The sequence below is a fragment of the Pseudomonas muyukensis genome (assembly GCF_019139535.1).
GTDB classification, from domain to species: Bacteria; Pseudomonadota; Gammaproteobacteria; order Pseudomonadales; family Pseudomonadaceae; genus Aquipseudomonas; species Aquipseudomonas muyukensis.
In genome coordinates, this window is record NZ_CP077073.1 from 728,473 (window position 1) to 748,677 (window position 20,205).

Annotated in this window: 19 protein-coding genes; 14 read left to right on the plus strand and 5 right to left on the minus strand. The window is 64.5% G+C overall.

Annotated elements, in window-relative coordinates; all coding sequences use genetic code 11:
* Positions 1–5: 5 nt before the first annotated feature.
* From KSS95_RS03395 to KSS95_RS03415, 5 genes are all read left to right on the plus strand, one after another.
* Entirely contained in the window at positions 6–935 is a 930-nt protein-coding gene (locus KSS95_RS03395) for a LysR substrate-binding domain-containing protein (RefSeq protein WP_217851677.1), read from the plus strand.
* 171 nt (positions 936–1,106) lie between these two features.
* Positions 1,107–1,598, plus strand: coding sequence for a 5-(carboxyamino)imidazole ribonucleotide mutase (purE, locus tag KSS95_RS03400; RefSeq protein WP_134689160.1), 492 nt, complete (start codon positions 1,107–1,109; stop codon positions 1,596–1,598).
* Between the two features lie 10 nt (positions 1,599–1,608).
* Positions 1,609–2,691, plus strand: a complete 1,083-nt coding sequence (locus KSS95_RS03405) for a 5-(carboxyamino)imidazole ribonucleotide synthase (protein ID WP_217851679.1) — start codon at positions 1,609–1,611, stop codon at positions 2,689–2,691.
* 96 nt (positions 2,692–2,787) lie between these two features.
* Entirely contained in the window at positions 2,788–3,033 is a 246-nt protein-coding gene (locus KSS95_RS03410) for a GlsB/YeaQ/YmgE family stress response membrane protein (protein WP_023629866.1), read from the plus strand.
* A 43-nt stretch (positions 3,034–3,076) separates the two neighbouring features.
* Complete coding sequence (locus tag KSS95_RS03415) at positions 3,077–3,610, plus strand: DUF3299 domain-containing protein (protein ID WP_217851681.1); 534 nt, start codon at positions 3,077–3,079, stop codon at positions 3,608–3,610.
* A 118-nt stretch (positions 3,611–3,728) separates the two neighbouring features.
* Here the strand turns inward: KSS95_RS03415 and KSS95_RS03420 are convergent, their stop codons facing one another.
* Together KSS95_RS03420 and KSS95_RS03425 are read right to left on the minus strand one after the other, a co-directional pair.
* Entirely contained in the window at positions 3,729–4,625 is an 897-nt protein-coding gene (locus KSS95_RS03420) for a D-hexose-6-phosphate mutarotase (RefSeq protein ID WP_217851683.1), read from the minus strand.
* 73 nt (positions 4,626–4,698) lie between these two features.
* Positions 4,699–5,097, minus strand: coding sequence for an acyl-CoA thioesterase (locus KSS95_RS03425; protein ID WP_003253317.1), 399 nt, complete (start codon positions 5,095–5,097; stop codon positions 4,699–4,701).
* A 360-nt stretch (positions 5,098–5,457) separates the two neighbouring features.
* Between KSS95_RS03425 and KSS95_RS03430 the strand changes: the two genes are divergently transcribed.
* From KSS95_RS03430 to KSS95_RS03465, 8 genes are all read left to right on the plus strand, one after another.
* On the plus strand, positions 5,458–6,747 hold the full coding sequence (locus KSS95_RS03430; protein ID WP_217851684.1) for an MFS transporter: 1,290 nt from the start codon (positions 5,458–5,460) through the stop codon (positions 6,745–6,747).
* A 227-nt stretch (positions 6,748–6,974) separates the two neighbouring features.
* Positions 6,975–7,973, plus strand: a complete 999-nt coding sequence (locus KSS95_RS03435) for a phosphate ABC transporter substrate-binding protein PstS (RefSeq protein ID WP_134689165.1) — start codon at positions 6,975–6,977, stop codon at positions 7,971–7,973.
* 148 nt (positions 7,974–8,121) lie between these two features.
* The gene (locus KSS95_RS03440; RefSeq protein ID WP_217851686.1) at positions 8,122–10,410 is read left to right on the plus strand and encodes an ABC transporter permease subunit; all 2,289 of its coding nucleotides are present in this window, start codon (positions 8,122–8,124) and stop codon (positions 10,408–10,410) included.
* A gap of 17 nt (positions 10,411–10,427) precedes the next feature.
* Entirely contained in the window at positions 10,428–12,098 is a 1,671-nt protein-coding gene (gene pstA / locus KSS95_RS03445; RefSeq protein WP_217851688.1) for a phosphate ABC transporter permease PstA, read from the plus strand.
* A gap of 72 nt (positions 12,099–12,170) precedes the next feature.
* Positions 12,171–13,004: a phosphate ABC transporter ATP-binding protein PstB gene (pstB, locus tag KSS95_RS03450; RefSeq protein WP_011536433.1), complete on the plus strand. Its 834-nt coding sequence runs from the start codon at positions 12,171–12,173 to the stop codon at positions 13,002–13,004.
* A 73-nt stretch (positions 13,005–13,077) separates the two neighbouring features.
* Complete coding sequence (phoU, locus tag KSS95_RS03455) at positions 13,078–13,848, plus strand: phosphate signaling complex protein PhoU (protein ID WP_217851690.1); 771 nt, start codon at positions 13,078–13,080, stop codon at positions 13,846–13,848.
* Between the two features lie 163 nt (positions 13,849–14,011).
* Positions 14,012–14,920, plus strand: a complete 909-nt coding sequence (locus KSS95_RS03460; protein WP_134689169.1) for a response regulator — start codon at positions 14,012–14,014, stop codon at positions 14,918–14,920.
* Between the two features lie 194 nt (positions 14,921–15,114).
* Complete coding sequence (locus tag KSS95_RS03465) at positions 15,115–16,014, plus strand: peptidoglycan DD-metalloendopeptidase family protein (protein ID WP_217851692.1); 900 nt, start codon at positions 15,115–15,117, stop codon at positions 16,012–16,014.
* 61 nt (positions 16,015–16,075) lie between these two features.
* On the opposite strand, the gene KSS95_RS03470 is transcribed toward KSS95_RS03465, so the two are convergent.
* The 3 genes from KSS95_RS03470 to phoB all read right to left on the minus strand — a co-directional run bounded on the left by KSS95_RS03470 (position 16,076) and on the right by phoB (position 19,591).
* Positions 16,076–17,416 carry a hemolysin family protein gene (locus KSS95_RS03470; protein WP_217851694.1) on the minus strand — a complete coding sequence of 447 codons (1,341 nt, stop codon included), beginning with the start codon at positions 17,414–17,416 and terminating at the stop codon, positions 16,076–16,078.
* Between the two features lie 140 nt (positions 17,417–17,556).
* Positions 17,557–18,828 (minus strand): phosphate regulon sensor histidine kinase PhoR, encoded by a 1,272-nt coding sequence (gene phoR, locus KSS95_RS03475; RefSeq protein ID WP_263974809.1) that lies wholly within the window; start codon positions 18,826–18,828, stop codon positions 17,557–17,559.
* A gap of 73 nt (positions 18,829–18,901) precedes the next feature.
* Complete coding sequence (gene phoB / locus KSS95_RS03480; protein ID WP_003253341.1) at positions 18,902–19,591, minus strand: phosphate regulon transcriptional regulator PhoB; 690 nt, start codon at positions 19,589–19,591, stop codon at positions 18,902–18,904.
* A 175-nt stretch (positions 19,592–19,766) separates the two neighbouring features.
* On the opposite strand from phoB, the gene KSS95_RS03485 reads away from it, so the two are divergent.
* A complete protein-coding gene (locus KSS95_RS03485; protein WP_217851698.1) occupies positions 19,767–20,138 on the plus strand; it encodes a COG4315 family predicted lipoprotein in 372 nt (123 codons plus the stop codon).
* The last annotated feature ends 67 nt before the right edge of the window (positions 20,139–20,205 follow it).

Sequence of the window (20,205 nt, forward strand, 5' to 3'; positions counted from 1 at the left end):
AGTCGATGAACCTCGAAAGCAAGTGGCTGGAAGACTTCAGTGCCCTGGCCTCTACCCGTAGTTTTTCGCAGGCGGCCGAGCGCCGCTTCGTCACCCAGCCGGCCTTCAGCCGGCGCATTCGCAGCCTGGAGGCGGCGCTGGGGCTGACCTTGGTGAATCGTTCCCGCACCCCCATCGAATTGACCGAGGCCGGGCAGCTGTTTCTGGTTACCGCGCGCACCGTTGTCGACCAGTTGAGCGAAGTGCTTCGCCACTTGCACCACCTCGAAGGTGGCCAGGGCGAGGTGATCCAGGTGGCCGCTGCGCATTCGCTGGCATCGGGTTTTTTCCCCCGTTGGGTGGCGCAGCTGCGCAACGATGGGTTGAACATCGCCACCCGCCTGGTTGCGACTAACGTCGGAGATGCGGTGCATGCCCTGCGCGAGGGTGGCTGCGACCTGATGCTGGCGTTCTACGACCCGGACGCGGCGCTGCAGATGGACGCCGAGATCTTCCCTTCCTTGCATATGGGCAACACCGAAATGCTTCCGGTGTGCGCGGTGGGCGCCGACGGCAAGCCGTTGTTCGACCTGGAGGGTGACGGCAGCGTGCCGCTGCTGGCCTATAGTGCCGGCGCCTTCCTCGGCCGTTCGGTCAACCTGCTGCTGCGCCAGCGCAACCTGCGCTATACCACTGTCTATGAGACTGCCATGGCCGACAGCCTCAAGAGCATGGCCCTGGAAGGCATGGGCATCGCCTGGGTACCGAAGCTGTCGATGCGCGGCGAACTGGAGCGGGGCGAGCTGGCGATCTGTGGTGGCAGCCAGTGGCATGTGCCGCTGGAAATCCGCCTGTACCGCTGCGCCCTGGTGCGCAAGGCCAACGTGCGCTTGCTGTGGCGCAAGCTGGAGGGTGGTTCAGTTGACCCGAAAGTCAGCCAAACCCCCGAAAAATAAGGGCGACAGTTGGTCGCCGGGGGTGCCGTGATCGTCCATCGTTACGCTATACTGCGCGGCCCCTCGACCGGATAGATCCGGTCATGATCAGCAAACAAGCCACGCCGGTCGTCCCGCGTGGCTTGTTGTTTTTTGACGCGCCTGCGGGCGCACAAGCGAAGAGGCTCGACGATGAGTGCACTGGTTGGCGTGATCATGGGCTCCAAGTCCGATTGGTCCACCCTTAGCCACACCGCCGATATGCTGGAAAAACTCGGCATTCCCTACGAAGTGAAGGTGGTTTCCGCCCACCGCACGCCGGACCTGCTGTTCCAGTACGCCGAGGAGGCCGAGGGCCGCGGCATCGAGGTGATCATCGCCGGTGCCGGTGGCGCTGCCCACCTGCCAGGCATGTGCGCCGCCAAGACCCACTTGCCAGTGCTGGGCGTGCCGGTGCAGTCGTCGATGCTGTCGGGTGTCGACTCGCTGCTGTCGATCGTGCAGATGCCGGCCGGCGTACCGGTCGCCACCCTGGCCATCGGCAAGGCCGGCGCGATCAACGCGGCGTTGCTCTCGGCGAGCATCCTCGGCGCCAAGCACCCGCAGTTCCACGCGGCGCTCAAGCAGTTCCGCACCGAGCAGACCGACACCGTGCTGGACAATCCAGACCCGCGTCAGGCTTGAGGCTGAAGATATGAAGATCGGTGTAATCGGTGGTGGCCAGCTGGGCCGCATGCTGGCCCTGGCGGGCACCCCGCTGGGCATGAACTTCGCCTTCCTCGACCCGGCGCCGGACGCCTGCGCCGCACCGCTGGGCGAGCACCTGCGCGCCGACTACGGCGACCAGGACCACCTGCGCCAGCTGGCCGACGAAGTCGACCTGGTGACCTTCGAGTTCGAGAGCGTGCCGGCCGAAACCGTCGCCTTCCTCTCGCAGTTCGTGCCGGTGTACCCGAGCGCCGAAGCGCTGCGGATCGCCCGCGACCGCCTGTTCGAAAAGAGCCTGTTCCGCGACCTGGGCATCCCGACCCCGGCGTTCGCCGACATCCTTTCGCAAGCCGATCTCGACGCCGCCGTGGCCAGCATCGGCCTGCCGGCCGTGCTCAAGACCCGTACCCTGGGCTATGACGGCAAGGGCCAGAAAGTCCTGCGCAAGCCCGAGGACGTGATCGACACCTTCGCCGAGCTGGGCAGCGTGCCGTGCCTGCTGGAAGGCTTCGTGCCGTTCACCGGCGAGGTCTCGCTGGTGGCTGTGCGTGCCCGTGATGGCGAAACGCGGTTCTACCCGCTGGTGCACAACACCCACGACAGCGGCATCCTCAAACTGTCGGTGGCCAGTGAGGCGCACCCGCTGCAGGCCCTGGCCGAGGACTATGTCGGCCGTGTGCTGCAAAAGCTCGACTATGTCGGCGTGATGGCCTTCGAGTTCTTCGAGGTCGACGGCGGCCTGAAGGCCAACGAGATCGCCCCGCGCGTGCACAACTCCGGGCACTGGACCATCGAAGGCAGCGAGTGCAGCCAGTTCGAGAACCACCTGCGCGCCGTGGCCGGCCTGCCGCTGGGCTCGACCGCCAAGGTCGGCGAAAGCGCCATGCTCAACTTCATCGGCGCAGTACCGGCGGTGGACAAGGTCATCGCCATCGACGACTGCCACCTGCACCACTATGGCAAGGCGTTCAAGGTCGGTCGCAAGGTCGGCCATGCCACCCTGCGCTGCGCCGACATGGCCACGCTCAAGGCCAAGATTGCCGAAGTAGAGGCGTTGATCGCCGGCTGATCGAACTTCTGCCAGGCAATGCCGCTCTGAGATGGCAACAAGCCAAAGCGCTGACTAGGCTTTGGCTTGTTCCATCTTCACCACAGAGGGATTGCCATGGGCATCATTGGAACCATCTTCATCGGCCTGATCGTCGGCCTGCTGGCGCGCTTCCTGAAACCCGGGGACGACAGCATGGGCTGGATCATGACCATCCTCCTCGGCATTGCCGGCTCGCTGGCCGCCACCTATGGCGGGCAGGCACTGGGCATCTACCAGGCCGGGCAGGCCGCAGGCTTCTTCGGCGCCCTGGTCGGCGCGATCATCCTGCTGGTGATCTACGGCTTCATCAAGAAACGCTGAATTGCCGCTAGAATGCCCGGCAATTCATCCTGAGTTGCCGAGCATGCGTGCGCTTTTTCTCCTTCCCCTGCTGCTGGCCAGTACCCTGGCCCATGCCGAACTGCCCGAGACCGACTGGCTGGAGCTGATGCCCAAGTCGGACCAGAAGGCCCTCGAGCAGATGCCCGAGATCGACCACAACTCCCCCGAAGCCCTGGGTACCTTCACCGCCAAGGGCGGCTTGAAGCAGAGCAAGGGTTTGCCCGCGGTGATGTATTCGACCAAGACCGTGGCCGCGATGAACGACAGGCAGATTCGCCTGGGCGGCTATCCGGTGCCGTTGGAAAGCGATGCCAAGGGCAACAGCACGCTGTTCTTCCTGGTGCCCTACCCAGGGGCGTGCATCCACGTACCGCCGCCGCCGCCGAACCAGCTGGTGCTGGTGCGTTATCCGAAAGGGTTGAAGATCGACGATATCTACACGCCGTTGTGGGTGACCGGCCTGTTGAAGGTGGAGAAGGTCAGCAATGACCTGGCGGATGCGGCGTATGCGCTGGAGGCAGGGCAGGTGAGGGTGGTGGCGGATGCCGACCTGTAACGCATTCCGGGGCTGCTTTGCAGCCCATGGCGAAACAAGGCCGCTCCCACAGGGATCACGCGAATCCTGTGGGAGCGGCCTTGTGTCGCGAAAGGACCGCGTAGCGGTCCCGGAAACCTCAGAGCACTTCGCTACCGATCGCCACGCTCATCGCATGGCTCGCCCCCGGCTTGAGCACCACCACATCATCCAGCACATTCGCCGTCTCGATGCACAGCATGCGCTGCCAGCCGTCGTCGGCCATGTCCGGCAGGTCGCGGGCGCGGTCGGTCCAGGGGTTCCAGATCACCGCGGTGCGTGAACCGCCGGCCTGCAGGGTGATGCGTCGGTTCCAGTGCGGGTCGACGATGGCCAGGCGCTCGGGGGTATTGAGGTAGATGCGGTCGGTCTCGCCCGCGAAACCCAGGTTGCCCTGCTGCTTGCGCTGCTCCCAGTTGGCCAGGGTTTCGATATAGGCCAACCCGTCCACGCCTTCCACCTGCACCTGGCGTACATCGCTTACCGCGAAGTAGCTGTGCAGGGCTTGGCTCAGGGTGACATCGGTATTGCCAAGGTTATAGCTGGTGAGGGTCAGCTGCAGTTGCTGGCCCAGCTCCACCACCAGCTTGAGCTCGACTTCGTGGGGCCAACCCGGCAGATCGCCCAGGGCTTCGGGCAGCGCGAATTCGATGCGCAGGGTGGCGCCGCTTTCCTCGATGTTCAGTAATTTCCAGTCGCGCCCGCGCACCAGGCCGTGGGCCGGTGCTTGCCCGCCTTGGTACAGGGCTTTGACCGAGTCGGGGTTTCGCTCGAAGATGCCGAACCAGGGCCAGCACACCGGGGCGCCGGCGCGCACCGACTTGCCCTGGCGGAAGATGGCCTGGTCGCTCAGCCACAGCAGCGGCGGTTCGCCGATTTGCTGGTAGCTGAGGACTTGCGCGCCCTGCTGGGCGATCAGTAGTTCGGCGTGCTCGCTGGTGATGCGCCAGCAGTTGAGTTCGCCGTGTAGCTCGGTGTCGACCTGGAAGTTAGCCATTGCGCTCGTCTCATGGATTGCCTGTCGGGTCGTTGGACCCGGTGACGTGCAATGAGTTTACCGCTCGCTCGGCTTAGCGACGAGGCACCGAACGGGTACGGCCACTGCCGTCGATGGCGACGAACACGAACACCGCTTCGGTGACCTTGCGCCATTCGCTGGACAGTGGGTCGTCGCTCCACACCTCGACCATCATCTGGATCGAGCTGCGGCCGATTTCCAGGGTCTGGGTATAGAAGGAAAGCTGCGCGCCCACCGCCACCGGCACCAGGAAGGCCATGCGGTCGATGGCCACCGTGGCCACTCGGCCACCGGCGACGCGGCTGGCCATGGCGGTACCGGCCAGGTCCATCTGGGCGACCAGCCAGCCGCCGAAGATATCGCCGAAACCGTTGGTTTCGCGTGGCAGCGCGGTGATCTGCAAGGCCAGGTCGCCCTGCGGGATAGGATCTTCTTGTTCGAGCTCAATCATGCGGTGGGGCCTCTGACCCGTGACGCTTCGTTGGTGGCGCAGTAATGGACGCCGTAAAAACGATTCAGCAACACGCATACTACGCTGATTTCGCTTCGGGAGGCGGCCGAAGGGAGACTCTGCGAAACAGTCCGACGATACTGACCGACGTTTTCGCACAATATCCCTCAGTAGAAGCAACCTTTTCCTACGAGCGGGCAGTATATATACCCGCACAGCCAGCGACGACCGCGCATTCATGAATATCTGTAGGGATTTTGTACCGCTATGAGCGCGGCTCGGCAATTTGCTATCTTCGCTGCCTGACCTCCGAGAGCCGCATGCCAAGCGGTCCGCAGACCTATAAGAGAAACAACAGCGATGACCTCCGTGCAGACCCGTATCGAGCAGCCATCCCGGCCGCTGTCCCGCAGTGACTACAAGACCCTCTCGCTGTCCGCCCTGGGCGGTGCCCTGGAGTTCTACGACTTCATCATCTTCGTGTTCTTCGCCACGGTGGTGGGCAAGCTGTTCTTCCCGGCCGACATGCCCGAGTGGCTGCGCCTGATGCAGACCTTCGGCATCTTCGCCGCCGGCTACCTGGCGCGGCCGCTGGGCGGCATCGTCATGGCCCACTTCGGCGACCTGCTCGGGCGCAAGAAGATGTTCACCCTGAGCATTTTCCTGATGGCGGTGCCGACCCTGGTGATGGGCCTGCTGCCGACTTATGCACAGATCGGCCTGTGGGCGCCGATCCTGCTGCTGTTGATGCGGGTGATCCAGGGCGCGGCCATCGGCGGCGAGGTGCCGGGAGCCTGGGTGTTCGTGTCCGAGCACGTGCCGGCGCGCAACACCGGCTACGCCTGCGGCACCCTGACCGCCGGGCTGACCTCGGGCATCCTGCTCGGCTCGTTGGTGGCGACGCTGATCAACACCCTGTACAGCCCAGATGAAGTGGCGGACTACGCCTGGCGTATCCCCTTCCTGCTGGGTGGCGTGTTCGGCTTCTTCGCGGTCTACCTGCGCCGTTGGTTGCACGAAACCCCGGTGTTCGCCGAGATGCAGGCGCGCAAGGCGCTGGCCGAAGAGCTGCCGCTGCGCGCGGTGCTGCGCGACCATCGTGGCGCGATCATCCTGTCGATGTTGCTCACCTGGCTGCTGTCGGCCGGCATCGTGGTGGTGATCCTGATGACCCCGGCGCTGCTGCAGAGCCTGTACCACGTCAGCCCCACCGATTCGCTCAAGGCCAACAGCCTGGCCATCGTCCTGCTCAGCGTCGGCTGCATCGGCGCCGGCAGCCTGGCCGACCGCTTTGGCGCCGGGCGGGTGTTCATCGTCGGCAGCCTGGCGTTGCTGGCCTCGTCCTGGGCCTTCTACCACAGCCTGGCGACCCGTCCGGACCTGCTGTTCCCGCTGTATGCCCTGACCGGCCTGTGCGTGGGCATCGTCGGTGCGGTGCCCTATGTAATGGTCAAGGCGTTCCCACCGGTGGTGCGTTTCAGTGGGTTGTCGTTCTCCTACAACCTGGCCTACGCGATTTTTGGCGGGCTGACGCCGATGGTGGTGACCGCGCTGCTCAAGTTCAGCCCGATGGCGCCGGCCTACTACGTGGCGTGCCTGTGTGCCGTTGGTCTGCTGGTGGGCCTGTATCTGCTCGCCAACAAACGCTGAGCCGAGCGAATCACGCGGACCTGTAGGAGCGGTGTACTTCAGAGCCTGACTCTCCGCGTAAAAGCGCAGGTAATCCCTTCCGAAACATCCTGAAAAGGCCATCCCCGACTACCGGTGATGGCCTTTCATCCAATTGTCATATTCGAGTCATAGAGTGTTCATGCGGCCTGCAGATACTTGGGCCCGTTCCATCACAAACCCCACGATATTCCTGCTAGGAGCAAGGCATGAAACTGAAGCGTTTGATGGCGGCCCTGACCTTTGCCGCCGCTGGCGTCGCTGCCGCCAATGCGGTCGCCGCTGTCGACCCAGCCATCCCGACCTACACCAAGACTACCGGTGTGTCGGGCAACCTCTCCAGCGTCGGTTCCGACACCCTCGCGAACCTGATGACCCTGTGGGCCGAGGCCTACAAGAAGGAATATCCGAACGTAAACATCCAGATCCAGGCCGCCGGCTCCTCCACCGCGCCACCCGCGCTGACCGAAGGCACCGCCAACCTGGGCCCGATGAGCCGCAAGATGAAGGACGTCGAGCTGCAGGCCTTCGAGCAGAAGTACGGCTACAAGCCGACCGCCATTCCGGTTGCCGTCGACGCCCTGGCCGTGTTCGTGCACAAGGACAACCCGATCAAGGGCCTGACCATGGCTCAGGTCGACGCCATCTTCTCCTCCACCCGCCTGTGCGGTGGCAAGGCTGACGTGAAGACCTGGGGCGACGTGGGCGTGACCGGCGACCTGGCCAACAAGCCAGTGCAGCTGTTCGGCCGCAACTCGGTATCGGGCACCTACGGCTACTTCAAGGAAGAAGCCCTGTGCAAAGGCGACTTCAAGCCTAACGTCAACGAACAACCCGGCTCGGCTTCGGTCGTGCAGTCGATCAGCTCCTCGCTGAACGGCATCGGCTACTCGGGCATCGGCTACAAGACCGCCAGCGTCAAGACCGTGCCACTGGCCAAGAAAGAAGGCGGCGCCTTCGTCGAAGACAACGAAGCCAACGCCCTGAACGGCACCTACCCGCTGTCGCGCTTCCTGTACGTCTACGTCAACAAGGCGCCGAACAAGCCGCTGGCCCCGCTGGAAGCCGAGTTCGTCAAGCTGGTGCTGTCGCAAGCCGGCCAGCAGGTGGTGGTCAAGGACGGCTACATCCCGCTGCCTGCCAAGGTGGTCGACAAGACCCTGGCTGACCTGGGCCTGTCCCACGCTGGCAACGTTGCAAAGAAGTAATTAGGCAGTAACCGGAAGAGGTCGGCAGCGAATGCGCCGGCCTCTTTCCATGAATTCGTCAGTCCGAGGCCAGGGCTCCTGCGCGTCGGGCTTTGTTGCGTCACTGCACTGTCATGTTTTTGTCATACGGGACCGCTAGGGTGTGCGCATGAATGATCTGGCCAACTCCACCATGACCCAAAATTCTCCTCCCGTGCGGATTGACTTCAATACGCCCGAGTTGCAACGCAAGCGCCGCCTGCGCGCCCTCAAGGATCGCCTGACCCGCTGGTACGTCCTGGTGGGCGGGCTGGCCGTGCTGGCGGCGATCACGCTGATCTTCTTCTACCTGGCCTACGTGGTGCTGCCGCTGTTCCAGGGCGCCGAACTGACCAGCAAGAAAGCCCTGGAGCCGACCTGGCTGCAGCAGGATGCCGGCAAGCCACTGCTGATCGCCCTCGAGGAGCAGAACCTCGTGGGCATGCGCGTTTCCGACAAGGGCCAGGCGCTGTTCTTCGACACCAAGACCGGTGCCGAGGTGAAGCGCGTCGACCTGCCGCTGCCGGCCGGTGCCCAGGTCAGTTCGATCAGTACCGACCAACCGGGTAGCCCGCTGGTGGTGCTGGGCCTGTCCAACGGCCAGGCGATCGTGTTCCACCACACCTACAAGATCACCTACCCGGACAACAAGAAGACCATCGAGGCGGGCATCGACTTCCCCTATGGTCAGGACGCCTTCACCCTCGACGAGCAGGGCCGTGCGCTGGAGCACGTGAGCGTCAACGTCAATGGCGAGACCTTGCTGCTGGCCGGCTCCACCGGTTCGCACCTGCAGGTCATCGAGCTGGCGCGTACCGAGAACATGATGACCGGCGAGGTCACCACCGAGCAGAACCGCATCGAGCTGCCGCAGATGACCGAGACGGTGAAGAACATCTTCATCGACCCGCGCCAGCAGTGGCTGTACGTGGTCAACGGCCGGGCCACCGCCGATGTTTTCAACCTGCGCGACAAGAGCCTCAACGGGCGCTACAAGCTGTCCGAGAACGGCGACACCGAAATCACCGCGACCGCCCAGCTGGTCGGCGGCATCTCGCTGATCTTCGGCGATTCCAAGGGTGGCCTGAGCCAGTGGTTCATGGCCCGCGACCCGGACGGCGAGTCGCGCTTCAAGCTGATTCGCAGCTTCCAGCTGGGCAAGGCGCCGGTGGTGCAGATCGACGCCGAAGAGCGCCGCAAGGGCTTCATCGCCCTGGACAGCGACGGCAAGCTTGGCGTATTCCACAGCACCGCGCACCGTACCCTGCTGGTCGAGCCGGTGGCTGAGGGCGCGGGTGTCCTCGCCCTGTCGCCGCGCGCCAACCGCGTCATCATCGAAGCGGGTGGCAAGCTGCTGCCCCTGAGCCTGCGCAACCCGCACCCTGAGATCTCCTTCAGCGCGCTGTGGGGCAAGGTCTGGTACGAGAACTACGACGAGCCCAAGTATGTCTGGCAGTCGACCGCCTCGAACACCGACTTCGAACCCAAGCTGAGCCTGTCGCCACTGACCTTCGGTACGCTCAAGGCCGCGTTCTACGCGATGATCCTGGCCGCGCCGCTGGCCATCGCCGCGGCGATCTACACCGCCTACTTCATGGCCCCGGGCATGCGCCGCAAGGTCAAGCCGGTGATCGAGCTGATGGAAGCGATGCCGACGGTGATCCTCGGCTTCTTCGCCGGCCTGTTCCTGGCGCCGTACCTCGAAGGCCACCTGCCGGGGGTGTTCAGCCTGTTGCTGATCCTGCCGATCGGCATCCTGGTCGCCGGTTTCGCCTGGAGCCGCCTGCCGGAGTCGATCCGCCTGCGCATCCCGGATGGCTGGGAAGCGGCGATCCTGATCCCGGTCATTCTCGCGATCGGCTGGTTCGCCCTGTCCATGAGCCCGTTCCTCGAGAGCTGGTTCTTCGGCGGCGACATGCGCCTGTGGATCACCAACGACCTCGGCATCACCTACGACCAGCGCAACGCCCTGGTGGTCGGTATCGCCATGGGCTTCGCGGTCATCCCGAACATCTACTCCATCGCCGAAGACGCCGTGTTCAGCGTGCCGCGCAGCCTGACCCTGGGCTCCCTGGCCCTGGGCGCGACGCCGTGGCAGACCCTGACCCGCGTGGTCATCCTCACCGCCAGCCCGGGTATCTTCTCGGCGCTGATGATCGGCATGGGCCGCGCGGTGGGCGAGACCATGATCGTGCTCATGGCCACCGGCAACACCCCGGTGATGGAACTGAACCTGTTCGAGGGCATGCGCACCCTGGCCGCCAACGTGGCCGTGGAAATGCCTGAATCGGAAGTCGGCGGCAGCCACTATCGTGTGCTGTTCCTCGCCGCCCTCGTGCTGCTGATGTTCACCTTCGTGATGAACACCTTGGCCGAGCTGATTCGCCAGCGCCTGCGCAAGAAATACTCGTCGCTTTGATAGAAAGGTAGAGATCCGTGAAAAAGGATTCCCTCAAAGGCTGGTTCAAGAGCGGCGCCCCAGGCGTCTGGATCAGCGGTGGCGCGGTCGCCATGGCGGTGATCATGACCGTCGGCCTGCTGGCCGTGATCGCCGTGCGCGGCCTGGGCCACTTCTGGCCGGCCGACCTGATTCAGGCCACCTACAAGGTGCCGGGCCAGGCCGACCATGTGATCATCGGTGAAGTGGTCCAGAAAGAAGAAGTACCCCGTGAACGCCTCAAGGGCGCCGGTTTGCCGGTGCCCGACCAGGGCCCGGAGTTCATGACCCGTGAGCTGGTCAAGATCGGCAACCGCGACCTCAACGGCAGCGACTTCACCTGGCTGGTCGGCGATTGGCTGGTGGACCAGCAAAAGCCGGCCGACCTGATCGCCCTGGAACGCCGCGAGTGGGGCAACTTCTACGGCTACCTGGTCAGCGTCAAGGAAGAAGGCCGCGTGGTCGCCCAGGGCCCCGAGGCCTGGAACGAGCTGCAGGCCCGTCTCAAGCGCGCCAGCGAGCTCAACGACCAGCTGGTGAAACTGGAGAAGAAGGACATCGGCGCCATCAACCATGGCCTCGAACGCCTGCGCCTGCACAGCCGCAAGCTGGAGCTGGATGGCAAGCTGGATGCCGCCGCCCAGGCCGACATGGATGCCGAACGCGCCGAGCTGAACAACCGCTACAAGGCCATCGAAGAGCGCCTGACCGGCCTGCACCAGGCCTTCGCCCGCGACAGCCTGGTGGCCCGCGACGGCAATGGCCGCGAAGTGGAGATCAACCTGAGCAAGGTGGTCCACGCGATCCAGCCGAACGCCATGTCCGGCATGACCAAGATGGGCGCCTACTTCGCCAAGGTGTGGGAGTTCCTCAGCGACGACCCGCGTGAGGCCAACACCGAAGGCGGGATCTTCCCGGCCATCTTCGGCACCGTGATGATGACCCTGATCATGGCCGTGATCGTTACCCCGTTCGGCGTGCTGGCCGCGGTGTACCTGCGCGAATACGCCAAGCAGGGCCCGGTGACCCGGCTGATTCGCATCGCGGTGAACAACCTGGCCGGTGTACCGGCGATCGTCTACGGCGTGTTCGGCCTGGGCTTCTTCGTCTACGTGCTGGGCGGCTCGATCGACCGGCTGTTCTTCCCCGAGTCGCTGCCGGCGCCGACCCTGGGCACCCCCGGCCTGCTGTGGGCCTCGCTGACCCTGGCGCTGCTGGCGGTGCCGGTGGTGATCGTGGCCACCGAGGAAGGCCTGGCGCGCATCCCGCGTACCGTGCGCGAGGGCTCGCTGGCCCTGGGCGCGACCAAGGCCGAGACCCTGTGGAAGATCGTCCTGCCGATGGCCAGCCCGGCCATGATGACCGGCATGATCCTCGCCGTGGCCCGTGCTGCCGGCGAAGTGGCGCCGTTGATGCTGGTGGGCGTGGTCAAGCTGGCGCCGTCGTTGCCGCTGGATGGCAACTACCCGTACCTGCACCTGGACCAGAAGATCATGCACCTGGGCTTCCACATCTATGACGTCGGCTTCCAGAGCCCCAACGTCGAGGCCGCGCGGCCGCTGGTGTATGCCACCGCGCTGCTGCTGGTGCTGGTGATCGCCACCCTCAACCTCTCGGCGGTGTGGATCCGTAACCACCTGCGCGAGAAGTACAAGGCCCTGGACCACTGATCCTGATTGCAAGCGTGCCGCCCGAACAACGGGCGGCCCTTTGAAACGAATTGATAGCGTATGGAGTTGACCATGCAGCATGAATCCCACGCCCACGGCATCGACATGTCGGCCCTGGGCCGCGACAAGCAGAGCCTGCGCCTGGCCGAAGAGACCGTGGCCATCGAAGTTCCCGGCCTGTCCCTGTTCTACGGCGACAAGCAAGCGCTGTTCGACGTCAGCATGAACATTCCCAAGCAGCGCGTGACCGCCTTCATCGGCCCGTCCGGCTGCGGCAAGTCGACGCTGCTGCGCACCTTCAACCGCATGAACGACCTGGTCGACGGTTGCCGCGTCGAGGGCGCCATCAACCTGTACGGCAACAACATCTACCGCAAGGGCGAGGACGTGGCCGAGCTGCGCCGCCGCGTGGGCATGGTGTTCCAGAAGCCCAACCCGTTCCCCAAGACCATCTACGAGAACGTGGTCTACGGCCTGCGCATCCAGGGCATCAACAAGAAGCGCGTGCTCGACGAGGCCGTGGAATGGGCGCTCAAGGGCGCCGCGCTGTGGGATGAAGTGAAGGATCGCCTGCACGACTCGGCCCTGGGCCTGTCCGGCGGCCAGCAGCAGCGTCTGGTGATCGCCCGGACCATTGCCGTGGAGCCGGAAGTGCTGCTGCTCGACGAACCGTGCTCGGCGCTGGACCCGATCTCGACGCTGAAGGTCGAAGAACTGATCTACGAATTGAAATCCAAGTACACCATCGTCATCGTGACCCACAACATGCAACAGGCGGCCCGCGTTTCGGACTACACCGCGTTCATGTACATGGGCAAACTGGTCGAATTCGGTGATACCGACACCCTGTTCACCAACCCGGCGAAGAAGCAGACCGAAGACTACATCACCGGTCGCTACGGCTAAGACCGACAAGGTAGGAACGCCAGGGAACGACACGAACGACTTGAAGCCTGCAGCTGCTTCGCGGAGCGAAACGATGATCAACAAAGAAAGCCTTACCCACCACATCTCCCAGCAGTTCAACGCCGAGCTCGAAGAGGTGCGCAGCCACCTCCTGGCCATGGGCGGCCTGGTCGAGAAACAGGTGAACGACGCCGTCACCGCGCTGATCGAGGCCGACTCGGGCCTGGCCCAGCAGGTGCGCGAGGTCGACGAACAGATCAACCAGATGGAGCGCAATATCGACGAGGAGTGCGTGCGCATCCTCGCTCGTCGCCAGCCGGCGGCCTCCGACCTGCGCCTGATCATCAGCATCTCCAAGTCGGTGATCGACCTCGAGCGCATTGGCGACGAGTCGACCAAGATCGCCCGCCGCGCCATCCAGCTGTGCGAGGAAGGCGAGTCGCCACGCGGCTACGTCGAGGTGCGCCACATCGGCGACCAGGTACGCAACATGGTCCGCGACGCGCTGGACGCCTTCGCCCGCTTCGACGCCGACCTGGCGCTGTCGGTGGCCCAGTACGACAAGACCATCGACCGCGAGTACAAGACCGCGCTGCGCGAACTGGTCACCTACATGATGGAAGATCCGCGCTCGATCTCCCGCGTGCTCAGCGTGATCTGGGCCCTGCGTTCGCTGGAGCGCATCGGCGACCACGCGCGCAACATCTCGGAACTGGTGATCTACCTGGTGCGCGGCACCGACGTGCGCCACATGGGCCTCAAGCGCATGAAGGCCGAGGTGCAGGGCGAAGCGTTCGATGACGGCGAAATCGCTAATGTTCCGGCTGAACCGGACGATAAATAAGGTTGCTCCCGAGCATGAACGCCCGGCACTCGCCGGGCGTTTTCGTTTGCGGTCGAGCACCAGCAGGCACCCGCGAACCGTGTGAGAAGTCCCGGCGTGACCAGTGGTTTGGCAAATGGCCATCAGTCGGCGGTATGCTAGTCGGGATTCAAGAGGAGTATCGATGAGTAAAGTCAATGTACTGGTTGTGGATGACGCGCCGTTCATCCGCGATCTGGTGAGGAAGTGCCTGCGAAATGCCTTCCCGGGCATGGTGATCGAGGACGCGGTCAACGGCCGCAAGGCCATGGCCATGCTGAGCAAGGAACGTTTCGACCTGGTCCTGTGCGACTGGGAAATGCCGGAGATGTCCGGCCTCGAACTGCTGACCTGGTGCCGCCAGCAGGAAGAGATGAAGACCATGCAGTTCATCATGGTGACCAGCCGTGGTGACAAGGAAAACGTGATCCAGGCCATCCAGGCCGGTGTTTCCGATTTCGTCGGCAAGCCGTTCACCAACGAGCAGCTGTTGACCAAGGTGAAGAAGTCGCTGACCAAGATCGGCAAGCTCGACAGCCTGATGGCCAGCGCGCCGGCGCGGGTCAACTCGGCGTTCGCCAACGACTCGCTGAGCGCCCTGACCGGCGGTCGCCCGGAAGCGGCCAAGGTCGCCGCGCCGGCCGTGGCAGCAGCGCCGGCGGCCAAGCCGCTGATCAACGCGCCGACGCCCAAGAGCGCCGCCGCTTCGGCGCAGAGCGGCCGTGGCCAAGGCCAGTTGCGCCTGGCCAGCGGCACCCAGCCGTGCGTGATCAAGGCCCTGAGCCTCAAGGAGGCGCTGCTGGTGGTGCGCCGCAGCGCCAACCTGCCACAGGTGCTCGAAGGTGCGGTACTGGACCTGGAGCAGGGCGAGAACGCCGAGACCGCGCGGCTGAACGGCTACCTGCACGCCATCGCGGCGCTGGAGCCCAAGCCTGAGAGCGACTGGCTGCAACTGACCTTCAAGTTCGTCGACCAGGATGCGCAGAAGCTCGACTACCTATCGCGGCTGATCGCCCGGGGCACCGCGCAGAAGCACTTCACCCCAGGCGCCTGATCGCCTGGCTGCACACTCTGTAGGAGCGGCTTTAGCCGCGATCACCCGCGAAGCGGGTGCCAGACCGCGTTGTCTGCATCGCGGCTGAAGCCGCTCCTACAGCAGGCTCTAAAAACTTCCGACCAGCTGTCACAACTTGTCTTTATTCGGGCTGCTAGGCTTCGACAGACCATACCTGTCAAAAAGCCACCATCATGCCGCCCGTCCGCCTGCTGCTGTTCTGTGCCTTGCTCACGGCCTCGGCGTCGAGCCTGGGCATGACCATCTACAAGACCACCGATACCTTTGGCGTGGTCTCCTATTCCGACCGCCCCAGCCCGGGTGCCAGGGCCTTCGTGTTCCGCGAGCCGATGGTCGAGCGCCTTGACGGCCAGGTGCGCCTGAAGACCGAAGTCCTGGCCAGTGGCGTGCGCTTTGTCGCACGCAACGAGCTGTTCGTGGCAATGGAAGTGGAGCTGCGGGTCGAGCGCCTTGCCAACGCCCAGGGCGGTAATGCGCCACGCATCGTCCGGCGCCTGGTGCCGCCGCGCTCGACCCAGGTGCTCAGCGTGGTGCAGGCCCGCCAGGGCGGGCGGCTCAGGTACGCCACCAAGTTCCGCTACGCCATGGGCGATCCGGGCCAGCGCCCGCAGGGCTACCGCTACCCGTTTCCGTGGAAGGGCGGGCCGTTCCGCCTGAGCCAAGGGCCCAATGGCCGTTTCAGCCATTTCGGGCCCAAGGGCCGCTACGCCATGGACATCGCCATGCCCGAAGGCACGCCGATCATTGCCGCCCGCGGCGGGGTGGTGGTGAAGATCGAGAACAACCAGAGCGGGCGTGGCACCAACCCGTCGGGCAATTTCGTCAGGATCCTGCACCCAGACGGCACCATGGGCGTGTACCTGCACCTGATGCGCGGTTCGGTGGTGGTGGGCGAGGGGCAGCGCGTCGCCCAGGGGCAGGCGTTGGCCAAGTCGGGCAATACCGGCAACAGCAGTGGGCCGCACCTGCATTTCGTGGTGCAGCGCAACGTGGGCTTGGCGCTGGAGTCGATACCGTATCAGTTCGACCGACCGATTGGCGGGTTGCCGGACTTTACCGCAGGCAACCCCTAAGCACTCTGTCGCTGTGGGAGCGCTAGCCAGAGCAAGCGCTACGCCAGTCTGAAGAAGGGACTCAATCCAGCTTGAGCACCTTGGCCAGCACGATCTTCGGCCCTTTCATCTTCTTGATGATGATGCGCAGGCCTTCGACCTCCAGCACTTCCTCTTCCTCAGGCACCCGCTTGAGCGTCTCATAGACCAGCCCGGCCAGGGTTTCCGCCTCGATATGGTCCAGGTCCACGCCCAGCAGGCGCTCGACCTTGAACAGCGGCGTGTCGCCACGCACCAGCAGCTTGCCCGGCTGGTAGGCGAGGATGCCGCGCTCGGTCTTGCGGTGCTCGTCCTGGATATCGCCGACCAGCACTTCCAGCACGTCTTCCATGGTCAGGTAGCCGATCACCTTGCCGTCGGCTTCCTCGACCAGCACGAAGTGTGCGCCGCCCTTGCGGAACTGCTCCAGCAGCTGGGACAGCGGCATGTGCCGGGAAACGCGCTCAAGCGGGCGCGCGAGGTCTTCGAGGTCGATGGTCTCGGGCAGGTGATCCAGCTCGGCCAACTCCAGCAGCAGGTCCTTGATGTGCAGCAGGCCGGTGAACTCCTCGCGCTCGGCGTCGTACACCGGGTAGCGGCTGAACTTGTGCCGGCGCAGCAGCGCGAGGATCTCCTTGAGCGGCGCGCGGGCATCGATGCTGACCATGTCCTCGCGCGAGTTGGCCCAGTCGACCACCTCCAGCTCGCCCATCTCCACCGCCGAGGCCAGCACGCGCATGCCCTGGTCGCTCGGGTCCTGGCCGCGGCTGGAGTGCAGGATCAGCTTGAGCTCCTCGCGGCTGTAGTGGTGCTCGTGGTGCGGGCCCGGCTCGCCTTGCCCGGCGATGCGCAGGATGGTGTTGGCGCTGGCGTTGAGCAGGTAGATGGCCGGGTACATCGCCCAGTAGAACAGGTACAGCGGCACGGCGGTCCACAGCGACAGCAGCTCGGGCTTGCGGATTGCCCACGACTTGGGCGCCAGCTCGCCGACCACGATATGCAGGTAGGAGATCACGAAGAAGGCGACGAAGAACGAGATCGCCTTGATCAGCTCGGGGGTGTCGACGCCGACATAGGCCAGCAGCGGCTCGAGCAGGTGGGCGAACGCCGGTTCGCCGACCCAGCCCAGGCCCAGCGAGGCCAGGGTGATACCCAGCTGGCAGGCCGAGAGATAGGCATCGAGTTGGTTGTGCACCTTGCGCAGGATGCTGCCGCGCCAGCCATGCAGCTCGGCGATGGACTCGACGCGGGTGGCGCGCAGCTTGACCATGGCGAACTCGGCGGCAACGAAGAAGCCGTTGAGCAGCACCAGGAACAAGGCGAAGAGAATCATGCCGAAATCGGCGAACAACGAGGTGAGGCTGATACCAGGGGAAGGGTCCATGATGGGGTTTTTACGGGGGCCGTCTTTGAGAATGGGAGAAAAAAAGTGCCAGCGATGGCTGGCACGGGGGATCCAATGTAGCGGTTGGAGGCGCAAAAGCAAAGGGGAGGCGTCCTGTCGCGGGGCACGCCCGCCAACGTTCATCCCCGGTTCGTGACCAATTGCGCTGGCGCGAAGTGACAGGTGAAGGTGCTGCCATGCCCCGGCACGCTGCTGATTTCCAGGCGGCCGCGGTGGCGCATCAGCACGTGCTTGACGATCGCCAGGCCAAGCCCGGTGCCACCGGTGTTGGAGGCGCGGCTGGAGTCGACTCGGTAGAACCGCTCGGTCAGGCGTGGCAGGTGCTTGGCGTCGATGCCCACCCCCGAGTCCTGCACGCTCAGGTGCGCGCCCTGTTCGTCGGCCCACCAGCGGATGCGGATATTGCCTTGGTCCTGGGTGTACTTGACCGCGTTGAACACCAGGTTGGAGAAGGCGCTGCGCAGTTCCGACTCACTGCCTTTGAGACGAATGCCGGGGGTCGCTTCCAGGGTGATGCGCTGGTTGCGCGGGCCGGACAGCGCCTGGGCGTCGTTCTTGATGGCGCCGAGCAAGGTATCGACCAGCACCGGCTGGTTGTCCGACGGGTAGTCGGTGGCTTCGAGCTTGGCCAGCAGCAGCAGGTCGTTGAGCAGGGTCTGCATGCGCGCGCCTTGCTGGTTCATTTGCTGCAGGGCGCGGCTCCAGCGTGGGTTCACCTCCTCGACATTGTCCAGCAGGGTCTCCAGGTAACCGGTGATCACCGTCAGCGGCGTGCGCAGCTCGTGGGAGACGTTGGCGACGAAGTCCTTGCGCATCTGCTCGAGCTGGTGGATGCGGGTGACATCGCGCACCAGCATCAGGTGTTCGTTGTTGCCATAGCGGGTGAGGTGCAGTTGCACGCGCAGGCGATCGTTGATCGGCGAGGGGATTTCCAGCGGCTCGGCGTAGTTCTGCGACTCGAAGTACTCCTTGAACCGGGGGTGGCGGACCAGGTTGGTCACCGGTTGGCCACCGTCCTGCGGGGTCTTGAAGCCCAGTAGGGTCTCGGCGGCGCGGTTCCACCATTCAAGGTTGCCGTCGCTGTCGAGCATGATCACCGCGTCGCGCAGCGCGGCGGTGGACTCCTGGACCCGGTCGATCACCGCCTGCAGGCGGCCGCGCACGCGTTGGTCGCGGCGTTGCAGGTGGTAGATGCTGTCGAACACCTCGCCCCACAAGCCGTAGCCGTCGGGTGGTGCTTCGTCGGGTTGGTGGTTGCGCAGCCAATCGTGCAGGCGCAGCAGTTGCTTGAGCGTCCAGGCCAGGTAGAGCGCCAGGCCGATGGCCAGGCACCAGCCGTAATAGCCGCTGACCAGGCCGCCGATCAGGCAGGCGGTGATCAGCAGCAACATGTGGCGAATCAGGGTCGCGTGCCAGTTCTGGTTCAATTGACAGTCCTTGTACAGCGGGTGCCAGGGGCTTCGCTCAGCTTTTGGTCGAGAAGCGATAGCCGGTGCCGCGGACGGTTTGTACCAGATTTTCGTAGGCTTCACCCAGTGCCTTGCGCAGGCGCCGGATGTGCACGTCGACAGTGCGCTCCTCGACGTAGACGTTGCCGCCCCAGACCTGGTCGAGCAGCTGGCCGCGGGTGTAGGCACGCTCCTGGTGGGTCATGAAGAACTGCAACAGGCGGTATTCGGTGGGGCCCATCTCGGCGGGCTTGCCGTCGATGGTCACGCGATGGCTGATCGGGTCGAGCAGCAGGCCGCCCACCTCGATGGGTGCCTCGCTGTCGCTCGGGCCGGTGCGGCGCAGCACGGCCTTGAGGCGCGCGACCAGTTCGCGGGGCGAGAACGGCTTGGTGATGTAGTCGTCGGCGCCGACTTCCAGGCCCTGGATCTTGTTGTCCTCTTCGCCCTTGGCGGTGAGCATGATGATCGGGATGTCGCCGGTCAGCTCGTCGCGCTTGAGGCGCCGGGCCAGTTCGATGCCCGAGGTGCCCGGCAGCATCCAGTCGAGCAGGATCAGGTCCGGCTTGCGGTCGACGATGATGGCGTGGGCCTGCTGCGAGTTCTCCGCCTCGAGGCAGTCATAGCCGGCCATTTCCAATGCAACGGCGATCATCTCGCGGATAGGCGCTTCGTCGTCGACGATCAGAATGTTTCTGCCAACCATGCTCAATTACCTCTCCCAGGAACGATGTCTTGGCCCGCATTAGATAACGGAATTATTGCAGCTGTGTGACAGCTCATGGGCGGTTCTGGCGACATTGCGTGACTGGACTAGGCTTCTAGGGGCCGCCACGGCGGCGGGCAACACTTCTTCAACCCCCGAAACGATGGTGATTCCAATGACACGACATACGCTGAGCTGGATGGCCCTTTGCGCTGCGCTGGCAGTGCCGGGGGTGGCGTCGGCTCATCACGCCATGGAGAAGGACGGCATGTGGGTCGATCACGACGGCATGACCCTGTACACCTTCGACAAGGATGCTGGCGGCAAGTCCATGTGCAGCGGCGAATGTGCCAAGAATTGGCCGCCGCTGATGGTCAAGAAGGACGACGAGGCGCCGAAGGACAAGTGGAGCCACGTCACCCGCGACGACGGCTCGATGCAGTGGGCCTACGATGGCAAGCCGCTGTACACCTTCGTCAAGGACAAGAAGGCTGGGGATACCACCGGCGATGGCATGAAGGACGTCTGGCATATCGCCAAGCCCTGAGCCTGTGATGCCCTGTTCGCCGGCAAGCCGGCTCCTGCAACGTCACCCTGTAGGGGCCGGCTTGCCG

Coding starts and splice junctions, on each gene's coding strand:
- purE (WP_134689160.1), top strand. CDS start 1,107: ATGAGTGCACTGGTTGGCGTGATCATGGGCTCCAAGTCCGATTGGTCC.
- KSS95_RS03430 (WP_217851684.1), top strand. CDS start 5,458: ATGACCTCCGTGCAGACCCGTATCGAGCAGCCATCCCGGCCGCTGTCC.
- KSS95_RS03435 (WP_134689165.1), top strand. CDS start 6,975: ATGAAACTGAAGCGTTTGATGGCGGCCCTGACCTTTGCCGCCGCTGGC.
- KSS95_RS03460 (WP_134689169.1), top strand. CDS start 14,012: ATGAGTAAAGTCAATGTACTGGTTGTGGATGACGCGCCGTTCATCCGC.
- KSS95_RS03420 (WP_217851683.1), bottom strand. CDS start 4,625: ATGGCTAACTTCCAGGTCGACACCGAGCTACACGGCGAACTCAACTGC.
- KSS95_RS03470 (WP_217851694.1), bottom strand. CDS start 17,416: ATGGACCCTTCCCCTGGTATCAGCCTCACCTCGTTGTTCGCCGATTTC.
- KSS95_RS03415 (WP_217851681.1), top strand. CDS start 3,077: ATGCGTGCGCTTTTTCTCCTTCCCCTGCTGCTGGCCAGTACCCTGGCC.
- phoU (WP_217851690.1), top strand. CDS start 13,078: ATGATCAACAAAGAAAGCCTTACCCACCACATCTCCCAGCAGTTCAAC.
- KSS95_RS03395 (WP_217851677.1), top strand. CDS start 6: ATGAACCTCGAAAGCAAGTGGCTGGAAGACTTCAGTGCCCTGGCCTCT.
- KSS95_RS03440 (WP_217851686.1), top strand. CDS start 8,122: ATGAATGATCTGGCCAACTCCACCATGACCCAAAATTCTCCTCCCGTG.
- KSS95_RS03405 (WP_217851679.1), top strand. CDS start 1,609: ATGAAGATCGGTGTAATCGGTGGTGGCCAGCTGGGCCGCATGCTGGCC.
- phoB (WP_003253341.1), bottom strand. CDS start 19,591: ATGGTTGGCAGAAACATTCTGATCGTCGACGACGAAGCGCCTATCCGC.
- KSS95_RS03465 (WP_217851692.1), top strand. CDS start 15,115: ATGCCGCCCGTCCGCCTGCTGCTGTTCTGTGCCTTGCTCACGGCCTCG.
- phoR (WP_263974809.1), bottom strand. CDS start 18,828: ATGTTGCTGCTGATCACCGCCTGCCTGATCGGCGGCCTGGTCAGCGGC.
- KSS95_RS03485 (WP_217851698.1), top strand. CDS start 19,767: ATGACACGACATACGCTGAGCTGGATGGCCCTTTGCGCTGCGCTGGCA.
- KSS95_RS03410 (WP_023629866.1), top strand. CDS start 2,788: ATGGGCATCATTGGAACCATCTTCATCGGCCTGATCGTCGGCCTGCTG.
- KSS95_RS03425 (WP_003253317.1), bottom strand. CDS start 5,097: ATGATTGAGCTCGAACAAGAAGATCCTATCCCGCAGGGCGACCTGGCC.
- pstB (WP_011536433.1), top strand. CDS start 12,171: ATGCAGCATGAATCCCACGCCCACGGCATCGACATGTCGGCCCTGGGC.